Source organism: Solimonas terrae (assembly GCF_011067135.1).
Lineage (GTDB): Bacteria > Pseudomonadota > Gammaproteobacteria > Nevskiales > Nevskiaceae > Solimonas > Solimonas terrae.
The window spans coordinates 680759-700920 of record NZ_JAAMOW010000001.1 but is presented as its reverse complement, the minus strand read 5'-3'; the positions used below and the strand labels follow the sequence as shown (position 1 = coordinate 700920).

15 protein-coding genes and 1 tRNA gene are annotated in these 20162 nt (G+C 66.4%); 6 read left to right on the top strand and 10 right to left on the bottom strand.

The window, feature by feature from the left end; genetic code table 11:
* Positions 1 to 33 precede the first annotated feature (33 nt).
* Positions 34 to 1437, top strand: a complete 1404-nt coding sequence (gene phoR, locus G7Y85_RS03195; RefSeq protein ID WP_366514911.1) for a phosphate regulon sensor histidine kinase PhoR — start codon at positions 34 to 36, stop codon at positions 1435 to 1437.
* A 70-nt stretch (positions 1438 to 1507) separates the two neighbouring features.
* Positions 1508 to 2020: a transcription elongation factor GreB gene (gene greB, locus G7Y85_RS03190; protein WP_166251528.1), complete on the top strand. Its 513-nt coding sequence runs from the start codon at positions 1508 to 1510 to the stop codon at positions 2018 to 2020.
* Between the two features lie 36 nt (positions 2021 to 2056).
* Here the strand turns inward: greB and G7Y85_RS03185 are convergent, their stop codons facing one another.
* The 8 genes from G7Y85_RS03185 to bcsD form a co-directional block, all read right to left on the bottom strand.
* On the bottom strand, positions 2057 to 2485 hold the full coding sequence (locus tag G7Y85_RS03185) for a hypothetical protein (protein WP_166251524.1): 429 nt from the start codon (positions 2483 to 2485) through the stop codon (positions 2057 to 2059).
* 60 nt (positions 2486 to 2545) lie between these two features.
* Positions 2546 to 2950, bottom strand: coding sequence for a tetratricopeptide repeat protein (locus G7Y85_RS03180; RefSeq protein WP_166251521.1), 405 nt, complete (start codon positions 2948 to 2950; stop codon positions 2546 to 2548).
* A complete protein-coding gene (locus G7Y85_RS03175; protein ID WP_166251518.1) occupies positions 2947 to 7005 on the bottom strand; it encodes a cellulose biosynthesis protein BcsC in 4059 nt (1352 codons plus the stop codon). Before G7Y85_RS03175 ends, G7Y85_RS03180 begins: the two co-directional genes overlap by 4 nt.
* Positions 6996 to 8132 carry a cellulose synthase complex periplasmic endoglucanase BcsZ gene (gene bcsZ, locus G7Y85_RS03170; RefSeq protein WP_166251515.1) on the bottom strand — a complete coding sequence of 379 codons (1137 nt, stop codon included), beginning with the start codon at positions 8130 to 8132 and terminating at the stop codon, positions 6996 to 6998. The genes G7Y85_RS03175 and bcsZ overlap by 10 nt, the downstream gene beginning before the upstream one ends.
* Positions 8133 to 8140: 8 nt before the next feature.
* Entirely contained in the window at positions 8141 to 10366 is a 2226-nt protein-coding gene (locus G7Y85_RS03165) for a cellulose biosynthesis cyclic di-GMP-binding regulatory protein BcsB (protein ID WP_166251512.1), read from the bottom strand.
* A 61-nt stretch (positions 10367 to 10427) separates the two neighbouring features.
* Positions 10428 to 12542, bottom strand: coding sequence for a UDP-forming cellulose synthase catalytic subunit (gene bcsA, locus G7Y85_RS03160; protein ID WP_166251509.1), 2115 nt, complete (start codon positions 12540 to 12542; stop codon positions 10428 to 10430).
* A gap of 35 nt (positions 12543 to 12577) precedes the next feature.
* Complete coding sequence (locus G7Y85_RS03155; protein WP_166251506.1) at positions 12578 to 13075, bottom strand: hypothetical protein; 498 nt, start codon at positions 13073 to 13075, stop codon at positions 12578 to 12580.
* 1 nt (position 13076) lies between these two features.
* Positions 13077 to 13553, bottom strand: coding sequence for a cellulose biosynthesis protein BcsD (bcsD, locus tag G7Y85_RS03150; protein ID WP_166251503.1), 477 nt, complete (start codon positions 13551 to 13553; stop codon positions 13077 to 13079).
* A gap of 153 nt (positions 13554 to 13706) precedes the next feature.
* On the opposite strand from bcsD, the gene G7Y85_RS03145 reads away from it, so the two are divergent.
* Together G7Y85_RS03145 and G7Y85_RS03140 are read left to right on the top strand one after the other, a co-directional pair.
* Positions 13707 to 14552: a hypothetical protein gene (locus tag G7Y85_RS03145; protein ID WP_166251500.1), complete on the top strand. Its 846-nt coding sequence runs from the start codon at positions 13707 to 13709 to the stop codon at positions 14550 to 14552.
* A gap of 43 nt (positions 14553 to 14595) precedes the next feature.
* Positions 14596 to 14672 (top strand) — tRNA-Arg (locus G7Y85_RS03140).
* A gap of 67 nt (positions 14673 to 14739) precedes the next feature.
* Here the strand turns inward: G7Y85_RS03140 and G7Y85_RS03135 are convergent.
* Entirely contained in the window at positions 14740 to 15651 is a 912-nt protein-coding gene (locus G7Y85_RS03135; RefSeq protein ID WP_166251497.1) for a LysR family transcriptional regulator, read from the bottom strand.
* Between the two features lie 105 nt (positions 15652 to 15756).
* On the opposite strand from G7Y85_RS03135, the gene ilvD reads away from it, so the two are divergent.
* Together ilvD and G7Y85_RS03125 are read left to right on the top strand one after the other, a co-directional pair.
* Positions 15757 to 17598: a dihydroxy-acid dehydratase gene (gene ilvD, locus G7Y85_RS03130; RefSeq protein ID WP_166251494.1), complete on the top strand. Its 1842-nt coding sequence runs from the start codon at positions 15757 to 15759 to the stop codon at positions 17596 to 17598.
* A 55-nt stretch (positions 17599 to 17653) separates the two neighbouring features.
* A complete protein-coding gene (locus G7Y85_RS03125; protein ID WP_166251491.1) occupies positions 17654 to 18487 on the top strand; it encodes an alpha/beta fold hydrolase in 834 nt (277 codons plus the stop codon).
* Positions 18488 to 18538: 51 nt separating this feature from the next.
* Here G7Y85_RS03125 and choxAB read toward each other — a convergent pair whose 3' ends face one another.
* Positions 18539 to 20155, bottom strand: coding sequence for a cholesterol oxidase (gene choxAB, locus G7Y85_RS03120; protein ID WP_166251488.1), 1617 nt, complete (start codon positions 20153 to 20155; stop codon positions 18539 to 18541).
* Positions 20156 to 20162: the final 7 nt, after the last annotated feature.

The following is a 20162-nucleotide window of genomic DNA, read 5'->3' as shown; positions in this document are numbered from 1 at the left end:
CGCGTGCGGTCGGCTGAACTCCAGGACGACTCCGTGCCGGATTCCCCGACTTCGCCGCCGTCACCGTATCTGGCACTGCTCGGCCGCGCATTCATTCGCGTCGGTCTGGTCGTCGGCGCCGGCCTGATCGTCGGTGCGATCTTCCACCATCCGGCCTTCGGCGGCCTGATCGCGCTGCTGGTATTCGTCTGCCTGCAGTTGCGCCAGCTGGTGCGTCTGCGTGCCTGGCTGCTCGCTCCGAAGCGCTATTTCCTGCCCGATGCCACCGGCATCTGGGGCGAGGTCTTCGATCTGCTGATCGACCTGCAGCGCAAGAACCGCAAGCGCAAGAAGCGGCTGGCGCTGATGCTCGCCGAATTCCAGGCCTCGACTGCCGCCTTGCCGGACGGTGCGGTCGTGCTTGGCGACCGCGGCGAGATCTCCTGGTTCAACACCGCGGCGCGGCGGCTGCTGGGTCTGCGGGCGCCGCAGGATCTGGGCATCCGCATTCCCAATCTGATCCGTCACCCGAGCTTCACCGAATTCTTCGAGCGCGGCGTGTTCGAGCAGGAAACCGAGGCGCCGTCGCCGATCAGCCGCAAGCGACTGCTGTCGCTGCGCATCATCCCGTACGGCAATGACCAGAAACTGCTGATCGTCCGCGATGTCTCCGAGCGTCGGCAGCTGGAAGCCGCACGCCGCGATTTCGTCGCCAATGCCTCGCACGAGTTGCGCACGCCCTTGACGGTGTTGCGTGGCTATCTCGATCTGATGGACATGGAAGCGCAGGGCAGCGGGCCGTTGGCGACCTGGCATGCGCCGGTCGTCGAAATGCGCAATCAGGCCTTGCGCATGGAGGCACTGGTCAACGACATGCTCAAGCTGGCCCGGCTCGAAGCGGACCGCGCCAGCATGCGCGACGAGCTGCTGCAGGCACCGATGCTGATCGGCCGCGCAGTCGAAGAGGCGCGGGCGGTGTCGAAGGCGCAGCATCGTTTCGAACAGAACATCGACAGTGCGCCCTTGCTGATCGGCGGCGAAACCGAGTTCTACAGCATCATCATCAATCTGCTGACCAATGCCGTGCGCTATACGCCGGCCGGTGGCGTCATTCGCGTCAGCTGGGAGCGGCTGGACGATGGTGGTGCGCAATTTTCCGTTGCCGATACCGGCATCGGCATCGCCAGCGACGACATTCCGCGCCTGACCGAGCGGTTCTATCGCGTCGATGTTGGCCGTTCGCGCGCGTCCGGCGGCACCGGTCTGGGCCTGTCGATCGTCAAGCATGCGCTGGAGGCCTTCGATTCGCGTCTGGAAATCGACAGCGAACCCGGCGTCGGCTCGACCTTCTTCTGCCGGTTTCCGCAGCACCGCGTGCAGCTGGCGCCGCAGGAGCCGGTCGCAGCCGGCGCGGATCGATCGGCGCCGGCTGCAAGCGGACAACGCGAGCCGCACTAGGGCTTGTTAACGCGATGGCGCGCGGCGCCAACTCTTACAATCCGCGCTCAGTCACGCGCCCCGAGCAGCCATGTCCCGCTGGCGTCCGCCATCCGAGAAGTCGTCGCCGTACATCACTGCCGAAGGTCAGGTGCGCCTGAAGCGCGAGTTCGAGCAGCTGTGGCGCGCGCGCCGTCCCGAGGTGGTGCGCGCCCTTGCCGCCGCTGCCGCCGAAGGCGATCGCAGCGAGAACGCCGAATATCAGTATCGCAAGAAGGAGCTGCGCGAGATCGATGCGCGGCTCAAGTACCTGACGCAACGACTGGAAGACGTGAAGATCGTCGAGCGTCAGGCATCAAGTGACGGCAAGATCTACTTCGGCGCCTGGGTCGAACTGGCCGACGAGGCCGGCGAGCCTCGTCGCTACCGTGTCGTCGGCGCGGACGAGACCGATTCGACGATCGGCTGGATCAGTGTCGACTCGCCGCTGGCACGCGCCCTGTTGGGGCGTGCCAGCGGCGAGATCGTCAAGGTGCAGTTGCCGGGCGGCGCAGCGGAATTCGAGATCAAGGAAGTCCGTTACACGGGCTTTGACTCGGCCTAGTCGCCATGCGGGGCCAGTCCGGCGCGACCGCCTGGATCAGTGGTAGCCCTTGTCGTGGCCGTGACCATTGCCGTGACCGTGGCCATGTCCGTTGTCGTGATGATCGTCATGGTCATGATCGTCGCCATGGCCGTGGCGCCGGCGGTAGTCCGGCGAATAGACCTTGCGATACCAGCTGTCCTGCACGAAATAGACCGGCCGGCCGCAGGCGTGATAAGCGCCGCAATAGTGGCTCCAGTTCTTTTCGTGGCCCGGCGGAACACGCAGATAGACCGGCGCCGGCCGCACGGCCACGCGTTCGACCATTACGGGCTCCGCATAAATGAGCTCTGGCCGGGGCGCGCCACCGAGGTCGATGGTCCCGTAGAAGCCGGGTTCGCCGATGTTGATGGAGACGCCGACGTCGGCCATGGCCGGTATGGCAATGCCCAGCGCGAGCAGCGCCGCGATGATGCGGATTTTCATGAGAGGCTCCCGTTGCAGACGCCGAACTCTAGCCCGGTCGCCCAGCTGGCAGCTGAACGTCTACTCGCCCCACAGCGGCGGCGGATCGGGCAGCTGCGAAGGCAGCCGGTCGACCGCGACCGTGTCGAGTTGTTGCTTGTTGGCGCCGATCCTGGCGGCGATCCATTCGCGCAATTTGGTCCGGTTGTCGAGGATCACCGCCTGGTCCGGGGCCAGCCGTGCAGCGCGATCGAGCAGTTCCAGCGCCGCATAGACATCGCCATCGCGCGAGCGCGCGACAGCGAGATTGTTGAGCTGCACGGGATCGAAGGGATTGTCGCCCAGCGTGTTTTCGAGCGTATTGACGGCCTGTGTCACCTGGCCGTTTTCGAGCAGCGACTGCAGTTGCGCCGAGCTGGGCGCGGCCGCGCTCTGTGCGAACGCGGCGAGCGGCAACAGCAGTACGGCAATGAACCAGGTCTTCATGGCAACGGTCCGGTGAAGATGCTCGGTACCTCGGGTTCGCTGGGCAGCGGCTGGACCCCGGCGAACGAATAGCGCAGATAGCCGATCAGGTTCAGCTCGCGATAGTCCCGCGCGTTGTCGATACCCAGCGAACCGCCGAGCGCGAGGTGATCGGTGAGCCGGTATTGCGCCGCGCCAGCGAAGCGATAGCCCAGCCCGGTGTTGTGCTGCGACGGATAGCCGGTCGGGATGTCGGCGGCCGGCTCGAAGGCGGCAAGTTCCTCGACCTCGTCCTGCAGCGCGCCGTTGTTCGGGTACAGCGCGGTACCGTCTTCGCGAAAGCTCTGGATGCCGAGCGCGGCGTCGAGCCGGTAGCTCAGCGAGCCGTAGGTGCCGGTGAACGAGGCGGGCAGGGTGATCGCGCCGAAGAACTGCGGGCTGAAATAGCCGCCATGGCCGAAGCTGTAGTAGCGCAGATTCTTGTCGTAGCCGAATGTCGTCAGATTCACGCCCGCCGTCAGCGTGCTGTTGGCGCCGCGGTAGGCGCGCACGAACAGGCCACCGCCGAATTCGAATTCGGTGTTCTCGGCGACATTGCGTCCGGTCAGGCTGTAGTAGCCGCCGTTGCCATACAGGCCGTAGCTGCCGAAGTCGTACGCCGCGTCGACGCGCGCGCCGCTGCGCGTGACGCCGCCCCAATCGCGACCGGTCAGCGGATCATAGGTGCCGGCATACGACAGCAGGCTGTCCGTGATTGCGCGCCGTGACAGATTGAAGCTCAGGCTCAGGTCGCCGACGGTCGGCGTCCACAGCAGTCCGCCGACCAGGCTCTCGATGTCGAAGCCGATCGGCGTGGTGCCGATGTCGGCCGTGAACGTGCCGATCTGGTAGGCAGCTGCGAAGGCGATGCCGCTGTCGGACTGGTCGAGATTGCCGCTTTCGCCGTTGACCAGCGCCAGGGTTCCGTACTTCAGCAGATTGGTGCGTCCGGACACGGTACCGGCGTCGAGATAGGCCGGACGAATGCGCAGGGCGACCCGACCGCCGCTCCACTGCCGGCTGGCCCAGTCGATCGGGGTTTCCAGATCGAAGAGCTTGCCGAGGCCGCCTTCGCCGGCGCGCGAGCGACTGTCGAAGCCGCCGAGCATCCAGCCGCTGACATCGCCTTCCAGGCGATCCATCGGCTTGACCTGTGCCGGATCGAAAGGCGCGACCCATTTCGAGTCCGGCGCCGGGGTATGCAGATGGCGGTCGAACTGCAGGGCCACCGGCGCACCGTAGCGGGCATCTGCAGACGCCGCGGCGGAACCGACGGGTGCGCGCTGCAGGGACGACGACAGCTGATAGCCGTTGTAGGTGTTGGTCACGCCGGGCGCGACGCCGTTGCGCGATGAAAGCACGGCGGTGGCCGGCAGTGGCGCTTCGCTGCCGGCATCCGGCGCACGTGGCAGCAAGGGGCCGACCGGCACGTCGGTGCCCTGCAGCATGTCGCGCATCGGTCCCGGCAGTTCGCTGGCGGCGCCGGTGGCCGGATCGATCAGCGTCAGCTCCGGCGGTGCGGCGCTGTAGTCGCTCTGCTGTTTTGCGAGCGCGTCGGCTTCGCGATAGTGGCCGAGCGCTTCGGCCTGGCGGCCGCGCAGTTCGGCGAGTCGCGCCGCGGCACGATGGGCGGCGACCGGATCGCTGCCGCGCTTGAACGCGATGTCGATCCACTGCGCGGCCGTGTCCTTGTCCTTGGCAGCCAGTGCGCTGTCGATCGCCGCATAGAGCTGCTCGTCGCTGGGTTCGGGCTGGTTCATCAGCGAACGGCCGATCGCCAGCGCCTTGTCCGGTTCGCCGGCCGAGGCGAACAGGCGCGCCAGCGCCATCTGCACGCGTGGCTGGTTCGGATAGCGCGCGACCACTTCGCGCAGTTGCCGATAGCTCGCCGCGAAGTCGCCGCGCTCGCGGGCGCGGTCGGCGAGCTTGATGCGATAGCCGACGATCAGGTCTTCGAGCGTCTTCGATTCCTGTGGCGACATGCCGCCGTGCTGGATCAGGGTCGTGCTGACCGCCTCGAATTCGGCGTCCTGATCGATCTGCAGGAGCAGGGCCGCGTACTGGATGCGATCGCCGGCCGACGGTTCGCCGCGCGCCGCGAAGCTGCGACGCAGCACGGCGACCGCACGCGCCGGATCGCCGAGTGACGCCCAGCCCTGCGCAAGCGCGCTGGCCAGCGAGGGATCATCGCCGGCGGCGTTGACGGCCGCGCCAAGCCACTCCGCGGCATGGCTGGCATCGCCCTGCTGAGCGGCCTGAGTCGCGCGCTGGATCTGGTAGCGCACCCAGGCTTCGCGCTGCAGCTTGCGTGCGTCCGGTGTGCGGTCGGCCGGCGGCAGGCCTTCGAGTGCGATCAGGGCCTCATACCAGCGCTGCGATTCGGTGAACGCGTAAGCCTGCGCAAGATGCGCCTGCGCACTGTCGGCCGAGGCCTCGACCATTGCGTTGAGCAGCGATTCGGCTTCGGCGTCGCGGCCCATGCGGCGGTAAAGACGCGCCAGATCGAGACGGATCCACGGTGACTCGGGTGCGGTGGCAAGCGCTTCGCGCAGTTTCTGCTCGGCTTCCGGATAACGGCCCGCCTGCATCAGCGTCGCGGCCTGCTGCCGGCTCAGTTCGGCCTGTGCCGTACGGAATTGCACACGCGAGGCTTCCGGTGCATTGGCGAGCAGGCTGCGGGCTTCGTCGTTTCGACCGCTCTTGAGCAGGATCGCGGCCAGGCCGCTGACCAGATCCGGATCCGTGGGGCTGGCCTTCAGTGCGGCGCGCAGTTTCTGCTCGGCGAGCGGCGTCTTGCCGTTGGCGACCAGCGCATCGGCGTAAGCGCGGACCACCGCGCTCGGTGCGCCACCCGGCGGCGGGTTGGCGAGTGCGGCCGCGTACTCGCTCTCCGCGCGGCGCGTATCGCCATCACTGTCGGCGCGCTGGCCATTGCGCGCGTGATTCCAGAACAGCGCCGTGCGTCTTGCCTCGCGATAACGCGGTTCCAGCGATGGCTTGGCGCGGATCGCGTCGTCGAACAGGTTGGCGGCATCGTTGAAGCGCTGCTGGCGCAGGCGCACCAGACCGAGCCCGGCGCGTGCATCGGCGTTGCTGCCGCCCTTGCCGATCAGGCGCTCGAAGCCGGATTCCGCAGCATCAAGCTCGCCGCTGTCGAGATTGCGGAACGCGCGGGCGAGCTCGGCGTCGTTGTTCTGCACCGCCTGTGCCGCAACCGCGCCGGCGCGCGCTTCCTTCAGCGCCGCGAGTTTCTGCGCGATCTGCGGGTCATCGCCGACGGTGCCGAGATAGTCCTGATACAGCGGCTGGTCGGCGGGTGTCGCCTGCAGCCAGATCAAGGCCTGACGCCAGGCGCGGCGCGCATCGGCGCCGTATCGGCTGTCGCCGCTGATCGCACGCAGGCGGGCGATGCCGTCGCGCCGCGTGTTTTCGCGATAGGTCAGTACGCGTGCATAGGTCAATGCGTAACGTGGGTCCCCGTCGTTGCGCTGGACCAGTTGCGCCAGCGCATCGCGCGCCTCGGCGTAGCGACTGTCGACACCGGCCATGGTCTCGTAGTACTCGAGACCGCTGACGTCGTCCGGCGGCGTGGTGCCGCCGTAGACCTGTTCGTAGATCTTGAGTGCGTCGGCGGCCTTGCCCTGCTGGGCGAGCTGGCGTGCCTGCGGCAGCGTTGCCGCCGCACCGCCGCCCTGCAGCTGCTGCTGCGCGCGGTGTGCGAGCGTCGAATCCGGTGCGACCTGTTGCAGCGTATCGAGATAATGCTGGGCGTCGGCATGGTTGCCGTTCTGATCGGCAATTTCGGCCAGTCGCGCGAGCGCTTTGGCGTTGTGCGGGTCGACCTGCAGCACGCGCTTCCAGCTTTCCTGCGCCAGATCGGGGCGCTGCTTGGCGTCCCAGAACTGTGCCTGCTGCACCAGCTGGCTGACCGCGGCGCTGTCCTGTGCCGATGCCGGCAGAACGGGCAGGCCGCCGATCAGCAGACCGGTGCACAGGCTCAGGGCCGTGCCGTACTGCTTCGCCACTTTCATTGCCATGAAGGAATCACTCTGCCCTTGGCGTCGAAATGATAGTGCCCGTCGACAAAGCCCTTGCCGAACAACACCAGAACCTGGTCATAGTAACGGGCCGGTTTGCCGTACAGGCCGTCGACCCGTGTTTCGTCGAGATGCTGACGCAGCTGCTCGTACAGGGCGGGGTCGCCGCTGCGCTGCAGGAACGGCAGCAGCGCGGCGTAGAAGCCGGGCGGCGCATCGCCACTGATGCCGCTGTTGCCGGTGCTCCAGCGTTCCGGCACATGGCCGAGTTCGCGAATCATGTCGCGATAGCCATTCAGTGCGCCGCGCAGTCTCCGCGCATCCGCGTCGGCAAGCGGCACCATGCCGGCCCACAGGTAGACGCGGATCGCGTCGTAGCTGCCGACCCCGGCAGTCGTCGGGTCGACGACGATGCGGTCGGTATGCCAGACGGTCCAGTCCGGCATGCGGCCCAGCGGCGCGATCTGCGGAAGCAAGGCGGCGTAATCGTTCAGCAGGCGCAGCCAGGGACCCTTGGGATCTTCGCTCTGCAAACCGATCAATTGCATCGGCACGTAGTAGCTGGGATTGATGCGGATCGAGCCATCGCTGCCGGTGAAGCCCTGCTGGCCGGGCAGCATCAGCATCGGGCCGCCCGGTATCGGCGCAACGGCGCTGGTCGCGATCTGGGCGAGCAGGGCACGACCGGTCAGGCCGTAGTCGGGCTTGTGCCAGAGGCGTCCGGCCTCGATCAGCGTATAGGCGAGCCAGAGATCGGCGTCGGTCGCCGAGTTCGCGTCGAGCACGCCCCAGCTGCCGTCGTCGCGCTCGCCCCACAACCAGGCCGGACGGCTCTTGCGCAGGTCGCCCTTGGCCAGATTCCTTTCGGTCCAGTCGTAGATCTGCGCGAAGCGCGATGGATCATTGGCGACCAACGCGAAGAACAAGGCATAGGCCTGCGCCTCGGAAACCGTGCGGCCGTGATCGGTCCAGTCGATGACCCGACCCTGCGCGTCGATGAAAGCCTCGTCGAAGGCCTGCCAGTCCGGCCAGGCAGTGGCCTTCTTCGCTGTCGCCGCACCCGCCAGCAGCGGCAGCAGGACGAACAGTCCGGCAATAAGCCAGCGCAGGCCGGGCATGCGCATCATCGGCGCGATCAGCCCTTGGTCTTCAGCCGCGCGCGCGCCTTGCGGCGCAGCGCGACGTTGAGCAGGGTGCCCAGCAGGATCGCCAGCAGCAAGGCGATCGGCCACAGCAGGTACGGATGACGGGCGAGCCAGCGTTTCAGTTCGAACCACCAGGGCAGATGGCCGACCTCGTAGTGGCCGCCGAAGTCATAGCCGCTGACCTTGTCGGCCCGCACCAGGGTCAGGCCGCCACGCACGAACTGCGCGGTACCCGGATCGGTCAACGCGAGTGCCGCATCGCGCACGTCGCCGCCGCGACCGGCGGTGATCATGATCACGCTGCGTTGCGAGGCCAGTGGCGACTCGAAGCCCATCAGCGCCGCGAAATTCTGACCGGCGTCGACGATCACGCGGCTCGCATGCGAACGGGCGGAATCGACATCGCGATCGAACAGGTAACGCTCATTGAGCGCGGTCAGCCAGCCGATCGGCGCCAGTTCGAGCTGGTCGCCGGACAGCCGCAGCGGCATGCGGTCGGTCCAGTCATCGGGCAGCGTCAGCCGGTCGAGGCGGCCGATCACCAGCAGATCGCGATCCTTGACGTTGTCCATGGCATCCAGGGTCGTGACTTCGACGCGGCTTGCCGCATCGCGGGTCCAGCGGCCGATGTGACCCAGCGCGATCAGCGCTGCCGAGACGTCGCTCTCGCCGGGCGTCGTCGGCAGGACGATGGCGGTATCGGCCAGATCCGACAGGCGCGAATACGGGAAGCCGCCGTCGGCGAATTTCTCCAGCGCCGGCATCTCGCTGAAGTAAGCGTAGTGATGCATTTCCAGCGTCGAGGCCGGATCGATGGAACCCTGCAGGCTGCTGCTGTCGAAATCCTCGCAGACCGTATTGGTGTCGCGGCGGAAGTGGTACTGCGCGTCGAGCCGGTTGTGTGCACGCAATGCTTCGGTCGGCAGCGTGACGTCCAGCGTCGAGCTGTCGTCGACCTTCTTCACGCGGTGATCGTCACCGTGATTGAGCGCGACACCGCCGGCGAACTGATCGTTGAGCAGGATGTTGAGCGAGGAGTTCACGGCCGAGATCGGCGCGGCGCGGTACTTGATCCGGGCGTGCACGCTGTCTTCGCTCAGCGGATAGAAATCCGGCGGCAACGAGAACTCGAAGCTGACCGGGCCCGGCACCAGTCCGGTGACCGACAGCGGTCCGGTCGCGCCGAGCGCCAGCTGGAACGGTTTCGACGGGTCGATCCAGCGCGACGAACTCCAGGGCGCGCGCGGCGGCGGCAATTGCAGGCTGCTGATTTCGGCCTGCGCGCCCTGCAGGCTCAGATGCCCGAGCGCCAGCGCCTGCGCGGCCTGTACCAGGCCATCGGCATCGGCCGCGGCAAACACCAGCAGCTGACTGCCGGGTGCCGTCGGGTTGTCGACTACCGCGACGGTCGGCGTGCGCAGACCGGCGAAACGCTCGAAGCCCGGCGGCGGATTGCCGCCACTGATGAAGACCACGGCGTGACCGCCCGGCAGTGCGCCGAACGACACCGGGAAATCGGCACCGCGATAATCGGCCTGCGCGCCGAACCAGGCGGCAACGATGCCGGCGGCCTTGACCGTCTCGGGGCTCGGCGCGCCGTTGAACACGAAGGGCAGACGCAGGTGGCGTTCGTCGCCGGCATCGAACATCGGCGCCGGCAGGCGTTCCAGCGATGGCGCGCCCGGCAGCGGCGACAGGCTCAGTTCGATCTTGCTGTCATTGTCGATGTCGGCCCACAGCGTGGTGTGTGCGGGGTCTTCGCACTCATTGGGCTTGGCATAGTGGGCGACCAGCTCGAAGCGGATCTGGTTGTGCGGCAGCAGCAGGCGCGGATCGATGGGGATGCGGACGCTGGTTCCGGACGCGGTTTCGGCGGACAACGGCATGGTCCGCAGCAGCTGATCGTTGATGTAGACGCTGAGATGGCTGAGATCGAAACGCAGCGACGGCGAATGCGCGTAGTGCAGATCCAGGGTCGCCGCGGTGACGATCTGGTCGGCACGCAGGTTCAGGGGAATCGAGGCCTGCCCGAACACGGTCCGCAGCTTGAGGCTGTAGATCATGCCCAGATCCTCGAAGCTGAGCGTGCGCGCCGACTGCTGCGACGCGCGGTCGGTGCCGACGCCTGCGCTGTCGGCTGCCGACGAAACGTCGCTTGCGGCGGCGGCCGAGGCGGCGATCAGCATTGCCGCGATGCCGGTCAGCAGACGGGACATGATGTGGTGTGCACGCATCGAACAACGCTCCCTGAAACTCCAGCTGAAAATCGGATCGCGGCTAGGCGGAATTCGCCGGCGCGCCGCGCGAGCCGCGAGTGAACACGCTGCGGAAAAACCACTGGAAGAAGTCGCGCCCACCGCGCAGACCATAGTGGCCGACGTTGAGCAGCGCCGACAGCGGCTTGTCGCTGCGCTGGGTCTCGCGCCACTGGATCCAGGCGTCGGCGCGGCCGAACAGGGCCTGCACCAGCGCGCTTTCCTGGGCAATCGACATCTCCGTCATCTGCGCCGCGACGATGCCATGACTGTTGCGTCGTACCGTCGCGTCGAGCCAGACGTCATTGCGTTCCGGCATCAGCAGGATCTGGATGTGATCGCCGGTCGCGACCGTCAGTTCCGGCGGCAGTTGCAGGGCCACGCCGCTGTAGGAGACATCGAGGGTGTCGGTCAGATAGGCCCCGCTGTCGGCATCGAGCCGCATCGCTGCCTGCAGCTTGGTGCGCACGCGCACGGCCGTGCGCACCTGGCGTTTTTCGTTGGCGACCGCGAGCGCGCCGCCGGCGATCAGCAGGTTGTACATGGTCCAGCCGATGTTGAGCATCAGCGTGTCCGGGTGCGCGCTGCCCGCCAGCAGGCGGATGATGCCGACCGCGAAGCCGATCATGTTCAGCGAGAACAGCAGGTAGTACGGCCGCGCGATGTCCTTGTCGAAATAGTCGCGATCGACGATGCCGCCCTTGGCGGTGACGTTGAACTTGCCGAGCTTGGGATTGATGACCGCCAGCAGCGTCGGCACGAGGATGAAGGTGGCGAGCACGGTCTCGTAGATCTCGGCCCAGAACGAATGACGGAACGGCCCCTGCACCCGGCTGTTGGTCACGGTGGCGAGAATCACGTGCGGTGCCGCGTAGGCCAGCACCATCCAGCCCTGCGCCTTGATGATTTCGGCGCCGAGCAGCAGATAGGCCAGCGGCGAGGTCAGGAAAATCAGGCGCGGCAGACCGTAGAAGAAGTGCAGCATCGCGTTCGAGTAGCAGATGCGCTGACCGAAATTCAGGCCGGGTTTGAACATCGGATTGTCGACCCGGAAGATCTGCGCCATGCCACGTGCCCAGCGGATGCGCTGGCCGACATGTGCCGACAGCGATTCGGTCGCCAGCCCCGCCGCCTGCGGAATGTTGATGTAGGCGCTCTTCCAGCCGCGCGAATGCATGCGCAGAGAGGTATGCGCGTCCTCGGTCACCGTTTCGGTGGCAATGCCGCCGATCTCTTCGAGCGCGGTGCGACGCAGCACGGCGCAGGAGCCGCAGAAGAACGAGGCGTCCCAGAAGTCGTTGCCGTCCTGGATCAGGCCATAGAACAGCTCGCCTTCGTTCGGCACCTTGCGGAAGGTGTTGAGGTTCTTCTCGAACGGATCGGGCGAGAAGAAGTGGTGCGGCGTCTGCACCAGCGAGACTTCGCGATCGGCCAGCATCGTGCCCATCGTCATCTGCAGGAAGGATCGCACCGGAATGTGATCGCAGTCGAAGATCGCGATGTACTCGCCGCGGGTGTGCTTGAGCGCGGCATTGATGTTGCCGGCCTTGGCGTGCTTGTTGTCGGCGCGCGTGATGTGGGTGACGCCGACGTGCTCGCAAAAGGCCCGGAACTCCTCGCGACGGCCGTCATCGAGCACGTAGACGTTGAACTTGTCGCGTGGCCAGTCGAGCGCGAGCGCCGCCAGCACGGTCGGTCGCACGACGGCCAGCGGCTCGTTGTAGCTCGGAATGAAGATATCGACGGTCGGCCATTGCGAGGCATCGGCCGGCAGCGCCGCCGGCTTGCGGTGCAGCGGCCAGATGGTCTGCACGAAGCCGAGCACGAGGATCGTGTAGGCGTACAACTCCGCGCCGATCAGACCCAGCGACAGGAACAGGTCCCAGGCATTGAATTCCTGGCCCAGCGGCAGGGTTTCGGTCAGGCGCCAGTACAGGTAGCGCGAACTGGCCAGCACCGACAGCCCCATCATCGCCAGTGCCCAGCGGTAATCATGCAGGCGGCGCAACACGTTGACCGCGATCACCATGCCGATCGCCGTGAAGGCCTGCCAGAACAGCGACAACGGCGCCGTCACCAGCGCGTACGCCGGCAGCGCCATTGCGACGAGAATCAGGACGATGCTCAGCTGCCGCATGTCGGTCCTCCCTGGACGTAGCCGCGGCGACGCATTCAGGAGCCGTGTCGCCGTGTGCCGGAAGCGTGCTGGAGCGTGCTGAACACGTCGGCGAGACTGCGCTGCTGCAGGAGCTCAAGCCGTGGGATCGCGGCGGCGCGGTGGCGCGGTGCGAGCTGCAGATCGATGAGCGGACCGTTGGCGCGTGCCGGAATCACCTGACGACGCAGACGTTCGAACGTGAAGTTCAGCGGACTTTCGTGCACTGCCGAGCGCGGCTCGGCAGAGGGCTGGGCACGCGGCGGCACGCTCGGCAATCCGGCAACCGGCCCGCTGCGTGCCGGCGCCGGGGTGTCGGGCAGCGCGGCGCTCGGCGCCGGCGCAGGCGGTACGGCGGTGACCGGCGGCAGCCCGGGCTCGGGGGGTCTGAGCTTGCTGTCCGCCAGCTTCAGCTGCGCGGCGTGCGTCGGTGCGAATTCGCGGTACTGCAGATCGCCGAGCCGCTTGTCGCGGAGCAGCTGCTGGACATCGTCCGACGATTTACGGTCACTCATCTCAAACCCCGAAAGCCGATTCATGCGCGAAGCGCAGGCGGACCACACCCTCAGGCAGTGCACGGTCCTCGATTTCACGCACGTCGAGCCGCTCATCGGCTCCAAGCTGCATCATCCATTCCGCATAGAGGCCTTCGAGCAGGCCGGCCGACCATTCAGCTGCGGCTGTACCGAACCAGGCGGTCAGCGGTGCGGCGCCGTGCAGGAAGTCGACGGCGCCGGACACTTCCTCGATCTGCATCCAGCCCAGATCGAGACTGGCCAGCATGCGGCCGGCGAAACCTTCGAACTCGGCGAGCGTCTTGATGCTGCTGGCCGAGTGTTCACGCGCCAGCGCACGGCCGGTGCGATAGAGCAGGGCGCGCAGCTGCGGGGCCGGCACCTGTCCGGCGAGCTCGCCGCCCAGCGCGCGCAGCATCGCCACCGCCGCCGTGCTGCGCGGAAGCTGTTGCAGGTACGTCAGCGTCCTTTCGTCCACCCAAGCTCCAGAAGATCGCGCATATTTTTGATCTCGCGAGGATTTTCACCGTGAACCGGAAATCATGCAATTGGTAGTTTTGTCTACGGCCTTGCTGTCTTCGTGGATCACGGTGTTTGCTAGAGTGCAGGTCCTGCCCAAGGAAGGCCCTCGATGATCGTGTTCCGCCTGCTGAAAACCGCCTGCGCGCTGGGCGCCGTGCTGCTGATCGCGGCATGCGGGTCGCAGGACGATTCGATCGAAACGCCGATCGTGCGGCCGACCAGCGCGGCGCCGGCCGGCGTCTACGAAGGCACGCTGACGGATTCGCAATCGACCGAGAACGTCACGGCATTTCTCAACGGCGATTCGACGTTCATGCTGTTCAATGCCGATGGCAGCCTGATCGCCTCCGGCGTCTACGCCAAGACCGATCAGGCGCGTGGCCTGACCTGGACTGCACGCCTGTTCAGGGAAGTCACGATCCCCGGCACGCCGGACGATCCGAGCACCCCGGCAGACGAATCGACCGACCCGACCACCGGGCAGGCGATCACGTCGATCGTCGCCGGCGGCACCTACGATGAACAGTCCGCGATCCAGATGACCTTCACCGAACGCGACGCCAGCGGCGCCAGCCTCGATTCCGGCAGCCTTGCACTGTCCTACGACAGCGTTGCCTACGAATCGCGCTCCGATGTTTCGCTGATCCAGGGCAGCTGGGGGCTCAAGGATCAGTTCGGTACACCGACCACCAGCATCTCGATCGATGCCGGCGGCACGTTCTCCGGTGCCGACGAAGACGGCTGCAACTACAGCGGCGCGTTCAGCGTCATCGACCAGCACTACAACCTGTACGCCGTGCGTCTGCAGACGCAGTGCACCGGCAGCGCGACGACGGTCACGACCACAGGCCTGGCAACGCTCAAGAAAGCGGTGACCGGCTCGGCCACGCCGAGTCTGGTGTCGGTGTCGGCGTCGAGCAAGCTTGCGGTACTCTGGCAGCTGAAACCTCTCTAGCGCGTGGCTCTCGCCGGCGTGCTTCCCCTACAATGCGGGCCTCGCGCCCGTAGCTCAGCTGGATAGAGCATCGGCCTTCTAAGCCGAGGGTCACAGGTTCGACTCCTGTCGGGCGCGCCAATCAACGGACGACAGCATTGGCGCGTCGCCCGCCGCGCCAAGCTCGCGCGCTGTCGGTGCCGTGAGGTCATGACGCCGCCGGCAATCCGTCGCGCTTGCGTGCCGCCCGGTGCAGCGCTTCGGCGAAATTCGCGGCCGGCACATGGTCGGCATCCCGCCGGCGCAGGATGCCGAGTTCGACGAACGCGGGCTTGCCGCGCAGCGGCCGGTACTGCACGCCGCTGCGTTTGAGATTGCGCACGGACGCCGGGACCAGCGCAACACCCATGCCGGAGGACACGAGACCGATCACGGTCTGCATCTGGCGTGCGTGCTGGGTGATGCGCGGCGCGAAGCCGCTGGCGCGGCACTGGCTGATCGTCAGATCGTAGAGGCCGGGACCGATGTCGCGCGGCGGGACGATGAAACTTGCCTTCGACAGCGTGCGCAAATCAATGCCGCCGTCGCTTCGCGCGGTCGGGTAGCCGGTCGGTGCGGCGAGCACCAGCTCCTCGCGCAGCACGCTGCCGAATTCGAGGTCCGGCTCGTCGACCGGAGCCAGACCGATGCCGAGATCAAGGCGCGCGGCGCGCAGTTCGCGGATCTGTGCGTCGGTGGTCAGTTCGTGCAGTTCGACTTCGACACGCGGGAAGGCGGTGCGGAAGCTTTTCAGCGCCGGCGGCAGGATGCCGTAGTCGGCGATCGACACGAAGCCGATCGACAGCATGCCGGCATCGCCACGATCGGCCTGCAGGGTCCGCGTTCGCGCGTGCTCGAGCCGCGCCAGCGTCGCGCGAATCTCCTCGTAGTACACCGCGCCGGCGGTGGTCAGAGACACGCCGCGGTTGCCGCGCTCCAGCAGACGCACGCCGAGCTCGTCTTCCAGTTTCCTGAGCTGGGTCGACAACGGCGGCTGCGAGACATGCAGTCGTGCAGCGGCACGCGAGAAGCTGCCTTCCTCGGCAATGGCGACGAAGTAACGCAGCTGGCGCAGTTCCACTATTTGCTTTCCGAATATCAGGGATCGCGATTATGTATTGGTCCGTATACATGAATCCAATCAGAATGGCGCCCACTCCATGAACCGTCGCCAAGGAAGCTCCCGATGCCTGCCTACCGCTCCCGTACCAGCACTGCCGGCCGCAACATGGCTGGCGCCCGCGCGCTGTGGCGTGCCACCGGCATGAACGACGGGGACTTCGAAAAGCCGATCATCGCCGTTGCCAATTCGTTCACGCAGTTCGTGCCTGGGCATGTCCACCTCAAGGATCTCGGTCAGCTGGTCATCGAGGAAATCGAGAAGGCCGGTGGCGTCGGCAAGGAGTTCAATACCATCGCGGTCGACGACGGCATCGCGATGGGCCATGACGGCATGCTGTATTCGCTGCCGTCGCGCGACATCATTGCCGACAGCGTCGAGTACATGTGCAACGCGCACACGGCCGACGCGCTGGTCTGCATCTCGAACTGCGACAAGATCACGCCGGGCATGCTGATGGCGGCGCTGCGCCTGAACATCCCCGTGGTGTTTGTCTCCGGCGGGCCGATGGAAGCCGGCAAGACCAGGCTCGCGGACAAGGTGATTCCGCTCGATCTGGTCGATGCGATGGTGGCAGCGGCCGATGATTCGGTGTCGGATGCCGACGTCGCGCAGATCGAACGCTCGGCCTGTCCGACCTGCGGTTCGTGCTCCGGCATGTTCACCGCCAATTCGATGAACTGCCTGACCGAAGCGCTGGGCCTGTCGCTGCCGGGCAATGGCTCGCTGGTGGCGACGCACAGTGATCGCGAGCAGCTGTTCCGCAAGGCCGGCCGCACGATCGTCGAACTGGCCAGGCGTCACTACGTCGAAGACGACGCGCGCGCCCTGCCGCGCAATATCGCCAGCAAGGCGGCGTTCGAGAACGCGATGTCGCTCGATATCGCGATGGGCGGTTCGACCAACACCGTGCTGCATCTGCTGGCCGCGGCCCGCGAAGGCGAGATCGACTTCAACATCGGCGACATTGATCGCTTGTCACGCAAGGTGCCGAACCTTTGCAAGGTCGCGCCGTCCAGTCATTTCCATCTCGAGGACGTGCATCGCGCCGGCGGCGTGATGGCGATTCTCGGCGAACTGGATCGCGCCGGCCTGCTCGACAGCTCGGTGCCTACCGTGCACGCCCCGTCGCTGGCCGATGCACTGAAGCGCTGGGATATCGCGCAGTCGCAGGACACGGCGGTGCAGGAATTCTTCCGCGCCGGTCCAGCGGGCATCCGCACCACGAAGGCGTTCTCGCAAAGCTGCCGTTACGACGAGCTCGATACCGATCGAGAGAAAGGCTGCATCCGCAGCAAGGCCCACGCCTACAGCCAGGACGGTGGTCTGGCCGTGCTGTTCGGCAACCTCGCCGAGCGTGGCTGCATCGTCAAGACCGCCGGCGTCGACAAGAGCATTCTCGAATTCAGCGGACCGGCTGTCGTGCTGGAGAGCCAGGACGCCGCCGTCGACGCGATTCTCGGCGGCAAGGTCAAGGCCGGCGATGTGGTCGTGATTCGCTATGAGGGACCGCGCGGCGGACCCGGCATGCAGGAGATGCTGTACCCGACGAGCTATCTGAAATCGAAGGGACTCGGCAAGACCTGCGCGCTGATCACCGACGGTCGCTTTTCGGGCGGTACGGCGGGCTTGTCGATCGGGCACGTCTCGCCCGAGGCGGCGGAGGGCGGCAATATCGCGCTGGTCGAAAGCGGTGACACGATCTTCATCGACATTCCGAACCGCATCGTGCGCTTCGAGGTCGGCGATGCGGAACTCGAACGGCGCCGCGCCGCTCGGTCCGCGCAGGGGTGGAAGCCTGCGGCACCGCGTCCGCGCAAGGTCAGCGCAGCCTTGAAGGCCTATGCCAAGCTGGTGACCAGCGCCGACATGGGTGCGGTCCGCAATCTCGATCTGCTGGAAGATTGAACCCGCAGTATCGTGACCCGGTGATCGCCATGGCGTGCTGAACAAGGGGTGGACCATGGGTGCAGTACGGCGGGGTTATTTCGACAGCCGCGGTTTCCGCTTGTCCTATCTGGATTCCGCGCCGGGTGCGCGCGACCGGCCGGCGGTACTGCTGCTGCACGGCTTTCCCGATGAAGCCGGCATGTGGGTGGCGCAGATCGATGCGTTGCATGCTGCCGGCTTCCGCTGCATCGCGCCGGACACGATCGGCTGCGGCGAGTCGGCGGTCGGCGCGCAGCTGCACGACTATTCGGCCCGCCTCATCGTTGCCGATGCGCTGGCGTTGCTCGATCAACTCGGCATCGCGCAGGCACACATCGTCGGGCATGACTGGGGCGCGGTGCTGGCGTGGTACGCGGCGATCTACTACCCGCAGCGTGTCCTGCGGCTGGTCGTGCTGTCGGTCGGGCATCCGACGGCCTATGGCCGCGCCGGCCTCGCGCAGAAGATCAAGGGTTGGTATGTGCTGTTCTTCCTGCTCGCCGGCCTGTCGGAGCGTCTGCTGTCGGGCAACGGCCGGTTCAGCCTGCGCCGCGTGTTCGGGACGCACCCGCAGATGGACGCCGTGATGCAACGTCTGTCCGCACCGGGTCGCCTGACTGCGGCGCTGCGGATCTATCGTGCGAATTTCGTCGATGTACTGTTCCGCAGTCACCCCGCCGTGCCGGCATCGACGCTGGCGCTGTGGAGCGAGTGCGACGCCTTTCTCACCGAATCGCAGATGCTGGCGTCGGAATCGCGCGTGCGCGGCAAGTGGCGTTACCAGCGTCTGGGCGGCCGCCACTGGATTCCGCTGGAACAGCCGGCGCTGCTCAATGACCTGCTGCTCGCACATTTGCGCGAAGCCTGACGCAGATGGCGTTCGGTCCGGCGCTGATGCCGGTCGGGCGCGGCAAACCGCTCAGGCTGCCGCTTTGTCCGGGATGAAGCTCATCGCCCGTTCGGCCAGTGCGGTGATCGTCAGGCTCGGATTGACGCCGAGATTGGCGGCCAGCATGGAGCCGTCGACGACGTACAGGTTCCGGTAGTTGAAGACGCGATTCTGTGCATCGATCACGCCCTGTTCCGGTGTCGCGCCCATCGCGCAGCCGCCCATGCAATGCGCCGTCATCGGCACGTTGAACAGGATTTCCGTGATCGTGCTGAGGCCGATGCCGCCAGTCGCCTTCGCGGCCTTTTCAGTGAAGGCATTGGCTTCCGGAATGAAGGTCGGGATGCGCTTGCCGTGCGTGCTCAGGGTTTTTGCGAACGGCCAGTACCAGGGCCGCGTCCAGCGCATGTCGAGATGACCGTCGAGGGTCTGCATGACGAGGAAGATCACGCTTTCGCTCGACGCGCGATACGGCAGGATCGCCTTGAAGCCGCGCAGCGGGTGACGCAGCAGCAGGCCGAACATGGTCCACAGCCACACGAAAACGCGCGTGAAGCCGGGGCGGCCACCGGTCAGGATCGTAAACAGACCGGCCAGCAGGTTCGAGCCTTCGGGATAGCGCACGGCTTCGATGTGCGTGTGCTCGTCGATGTAGATGCCCGAGCCGATCGCGACGCCTTTCGACATGTCGTCGCCGGTGCCGGGATAGCGCACGCCGAGGATGGACTCGGCATTGGTGCGCACGCGCCTGCCGAGATCGTCGGAAATGTTCGGCAGCGAGCCGCCGGTCTTGAGCTTGAACAGCAGTTCCTGCGTGCCGAGCGAGGAGGCCGCGAAGACCACGTTGCGTGCCGTCACGCGCGAGCGTTTGCGAAAGAAGCGGGCGAACGTCGGCTCGGTGAGAATTTCGTAGCCGTCGCTGCCGTCGGCCTTGTCGTTCAGCGGCCGCACGTCGACGACGCGCGTTTCGGCCTGCACCGTCGTGCCGCGCTTCTCGGCGAGATACAGATAGTTCTGGTCCAGCGTGTTCTTGGCGCCGTGCCGGCAGCCGACCATGCAGCCGCCGCAGCCGAGGCAGGATTTGCGCGTCGGGCCTTCCCCGTCGAAATACGGGTCGGGATATTCGGTGCCCGGCGCGTCGCCGTCCTTGCCGAAGAACACGCCGACCCTGGTGTAGTAGAAGCTGTCGCCGACGCCGGTGGCATCGGCCATCTGCTTCAGTCGCGCATCGGCGGGGCCGGGCCGGCGGTTCTCGGTGACTCCGAGCATGCGCTGCGCGGTCGCGTAATGCCCGGGCATTTGCGCGTCCCAGTCGTCGAGTCCGGCCCAGTTGCCGTTGTGCCAGACCTTCTGCGGCGGGACCAGCAGGGTCTGCGCGTAGGTGATCGAACCGCCGCCGACGGCGTTGCCGTGCAGGATCATCACGTGCCGGAACAGGCGCAGGCTGAGAAAGCCGCGCAGGCCGAGAAACGGCCGCCACAGATAGTCGCGAATCCGCCAGTTGCTGCGCGGCAGATTGTCCTGCGTCCAGCGCCGCCCCTGTTCGAGCACGGCGACCTTGTAACCCTTTTCGCTGAGCCGGCACGCCGACACGCTGCCGCCGAAGCCCGAGCCGACGATCACGTAGTCGTAGTCGTGTTGCGTCATGTACGTC

Coding starts and splice junctions, on each gene's coding strand:
- G7Y85_RS03180 (WP_166251521.1), bottom strand. CDS start 2,950: ATGAAGACCTGGTTCATTGCCGTACTGCTGTTGCCGCTCGCCGCGTTC.
- bcsA (WP_166251509.1), bottom strand. CDS start 12,542: ATGCGGCAGCTGAGCATCGTCCTGATTCTCGTCGCAATGGCGCTGCCG.
- ilvD (WP_166251494.1), top strand. CDS start 15,757: ATGCCTGCCTACCGCTCCCGTACCAGCACTGCCGGCCGCAACATGGCT.
- G7Y85_RS03155 (WP_166251506.1), bottom strand. CDS start 13,075: ATGAGTGACCGTAAATCGTCGGACGATGTCCAGCAGCTGCTCCGCGAC.
- G7Y85_RS03125 (WP_166251491.1), top strand. CDS start 17,654: ATGGGTGCAGTACGGCGGGGTTATTTCGACAGCCGCGGTTTCCGCTTG.
- bcsZ (WP_166251515.1), bottom strand. CDS start 8,132: ATGATGCGCATGCCCGGCCTGCGCTGGCTTATTGCCGGACTGTTCGTC.
- G7Y85_RS03165 (WP_166251512.1), bottom strand. CDS start 10,366: ATGTCCCGTCTGCTGACCGGCATCGCGGCAATGCTGATCGCCGCCTCG.
- greB (WP_166251528.1), top strand. CDS start 1,508: ATGTCCCGCTGGCGTCCGCCATCCGAGAAGTCGTCGCCGTACATCACT.
- G7Y85_RS03175 (WP_166251518.1), bottom strand. CDS start 7,005: ATGGCAATGAAAGTGGCGAAGCAGTACGGCACGGCCCTGAGCCTGTGC.
- choxAB (WP_166251488.1), bottom strand. CDS start 20,155: ATGACGCAACACGACTACGACTACGTGATCGTCGGCTCGGGCTTCGGC.
- G7Y85_RS03145 (WP_166251500.1), top strand. CDS start 13,707: ATGATCGTGTTCCGCCTGCTGAAAACCGCCTGCGCGCTGGGCGCCGTG.
- G7Y85_RS03185 (WP_166251524.1), bottom strand. CDS start 2,485: ATGAAAATCCGCATCATCGCGGCGCTGCTCGCGCTGGGCATTGCCATA.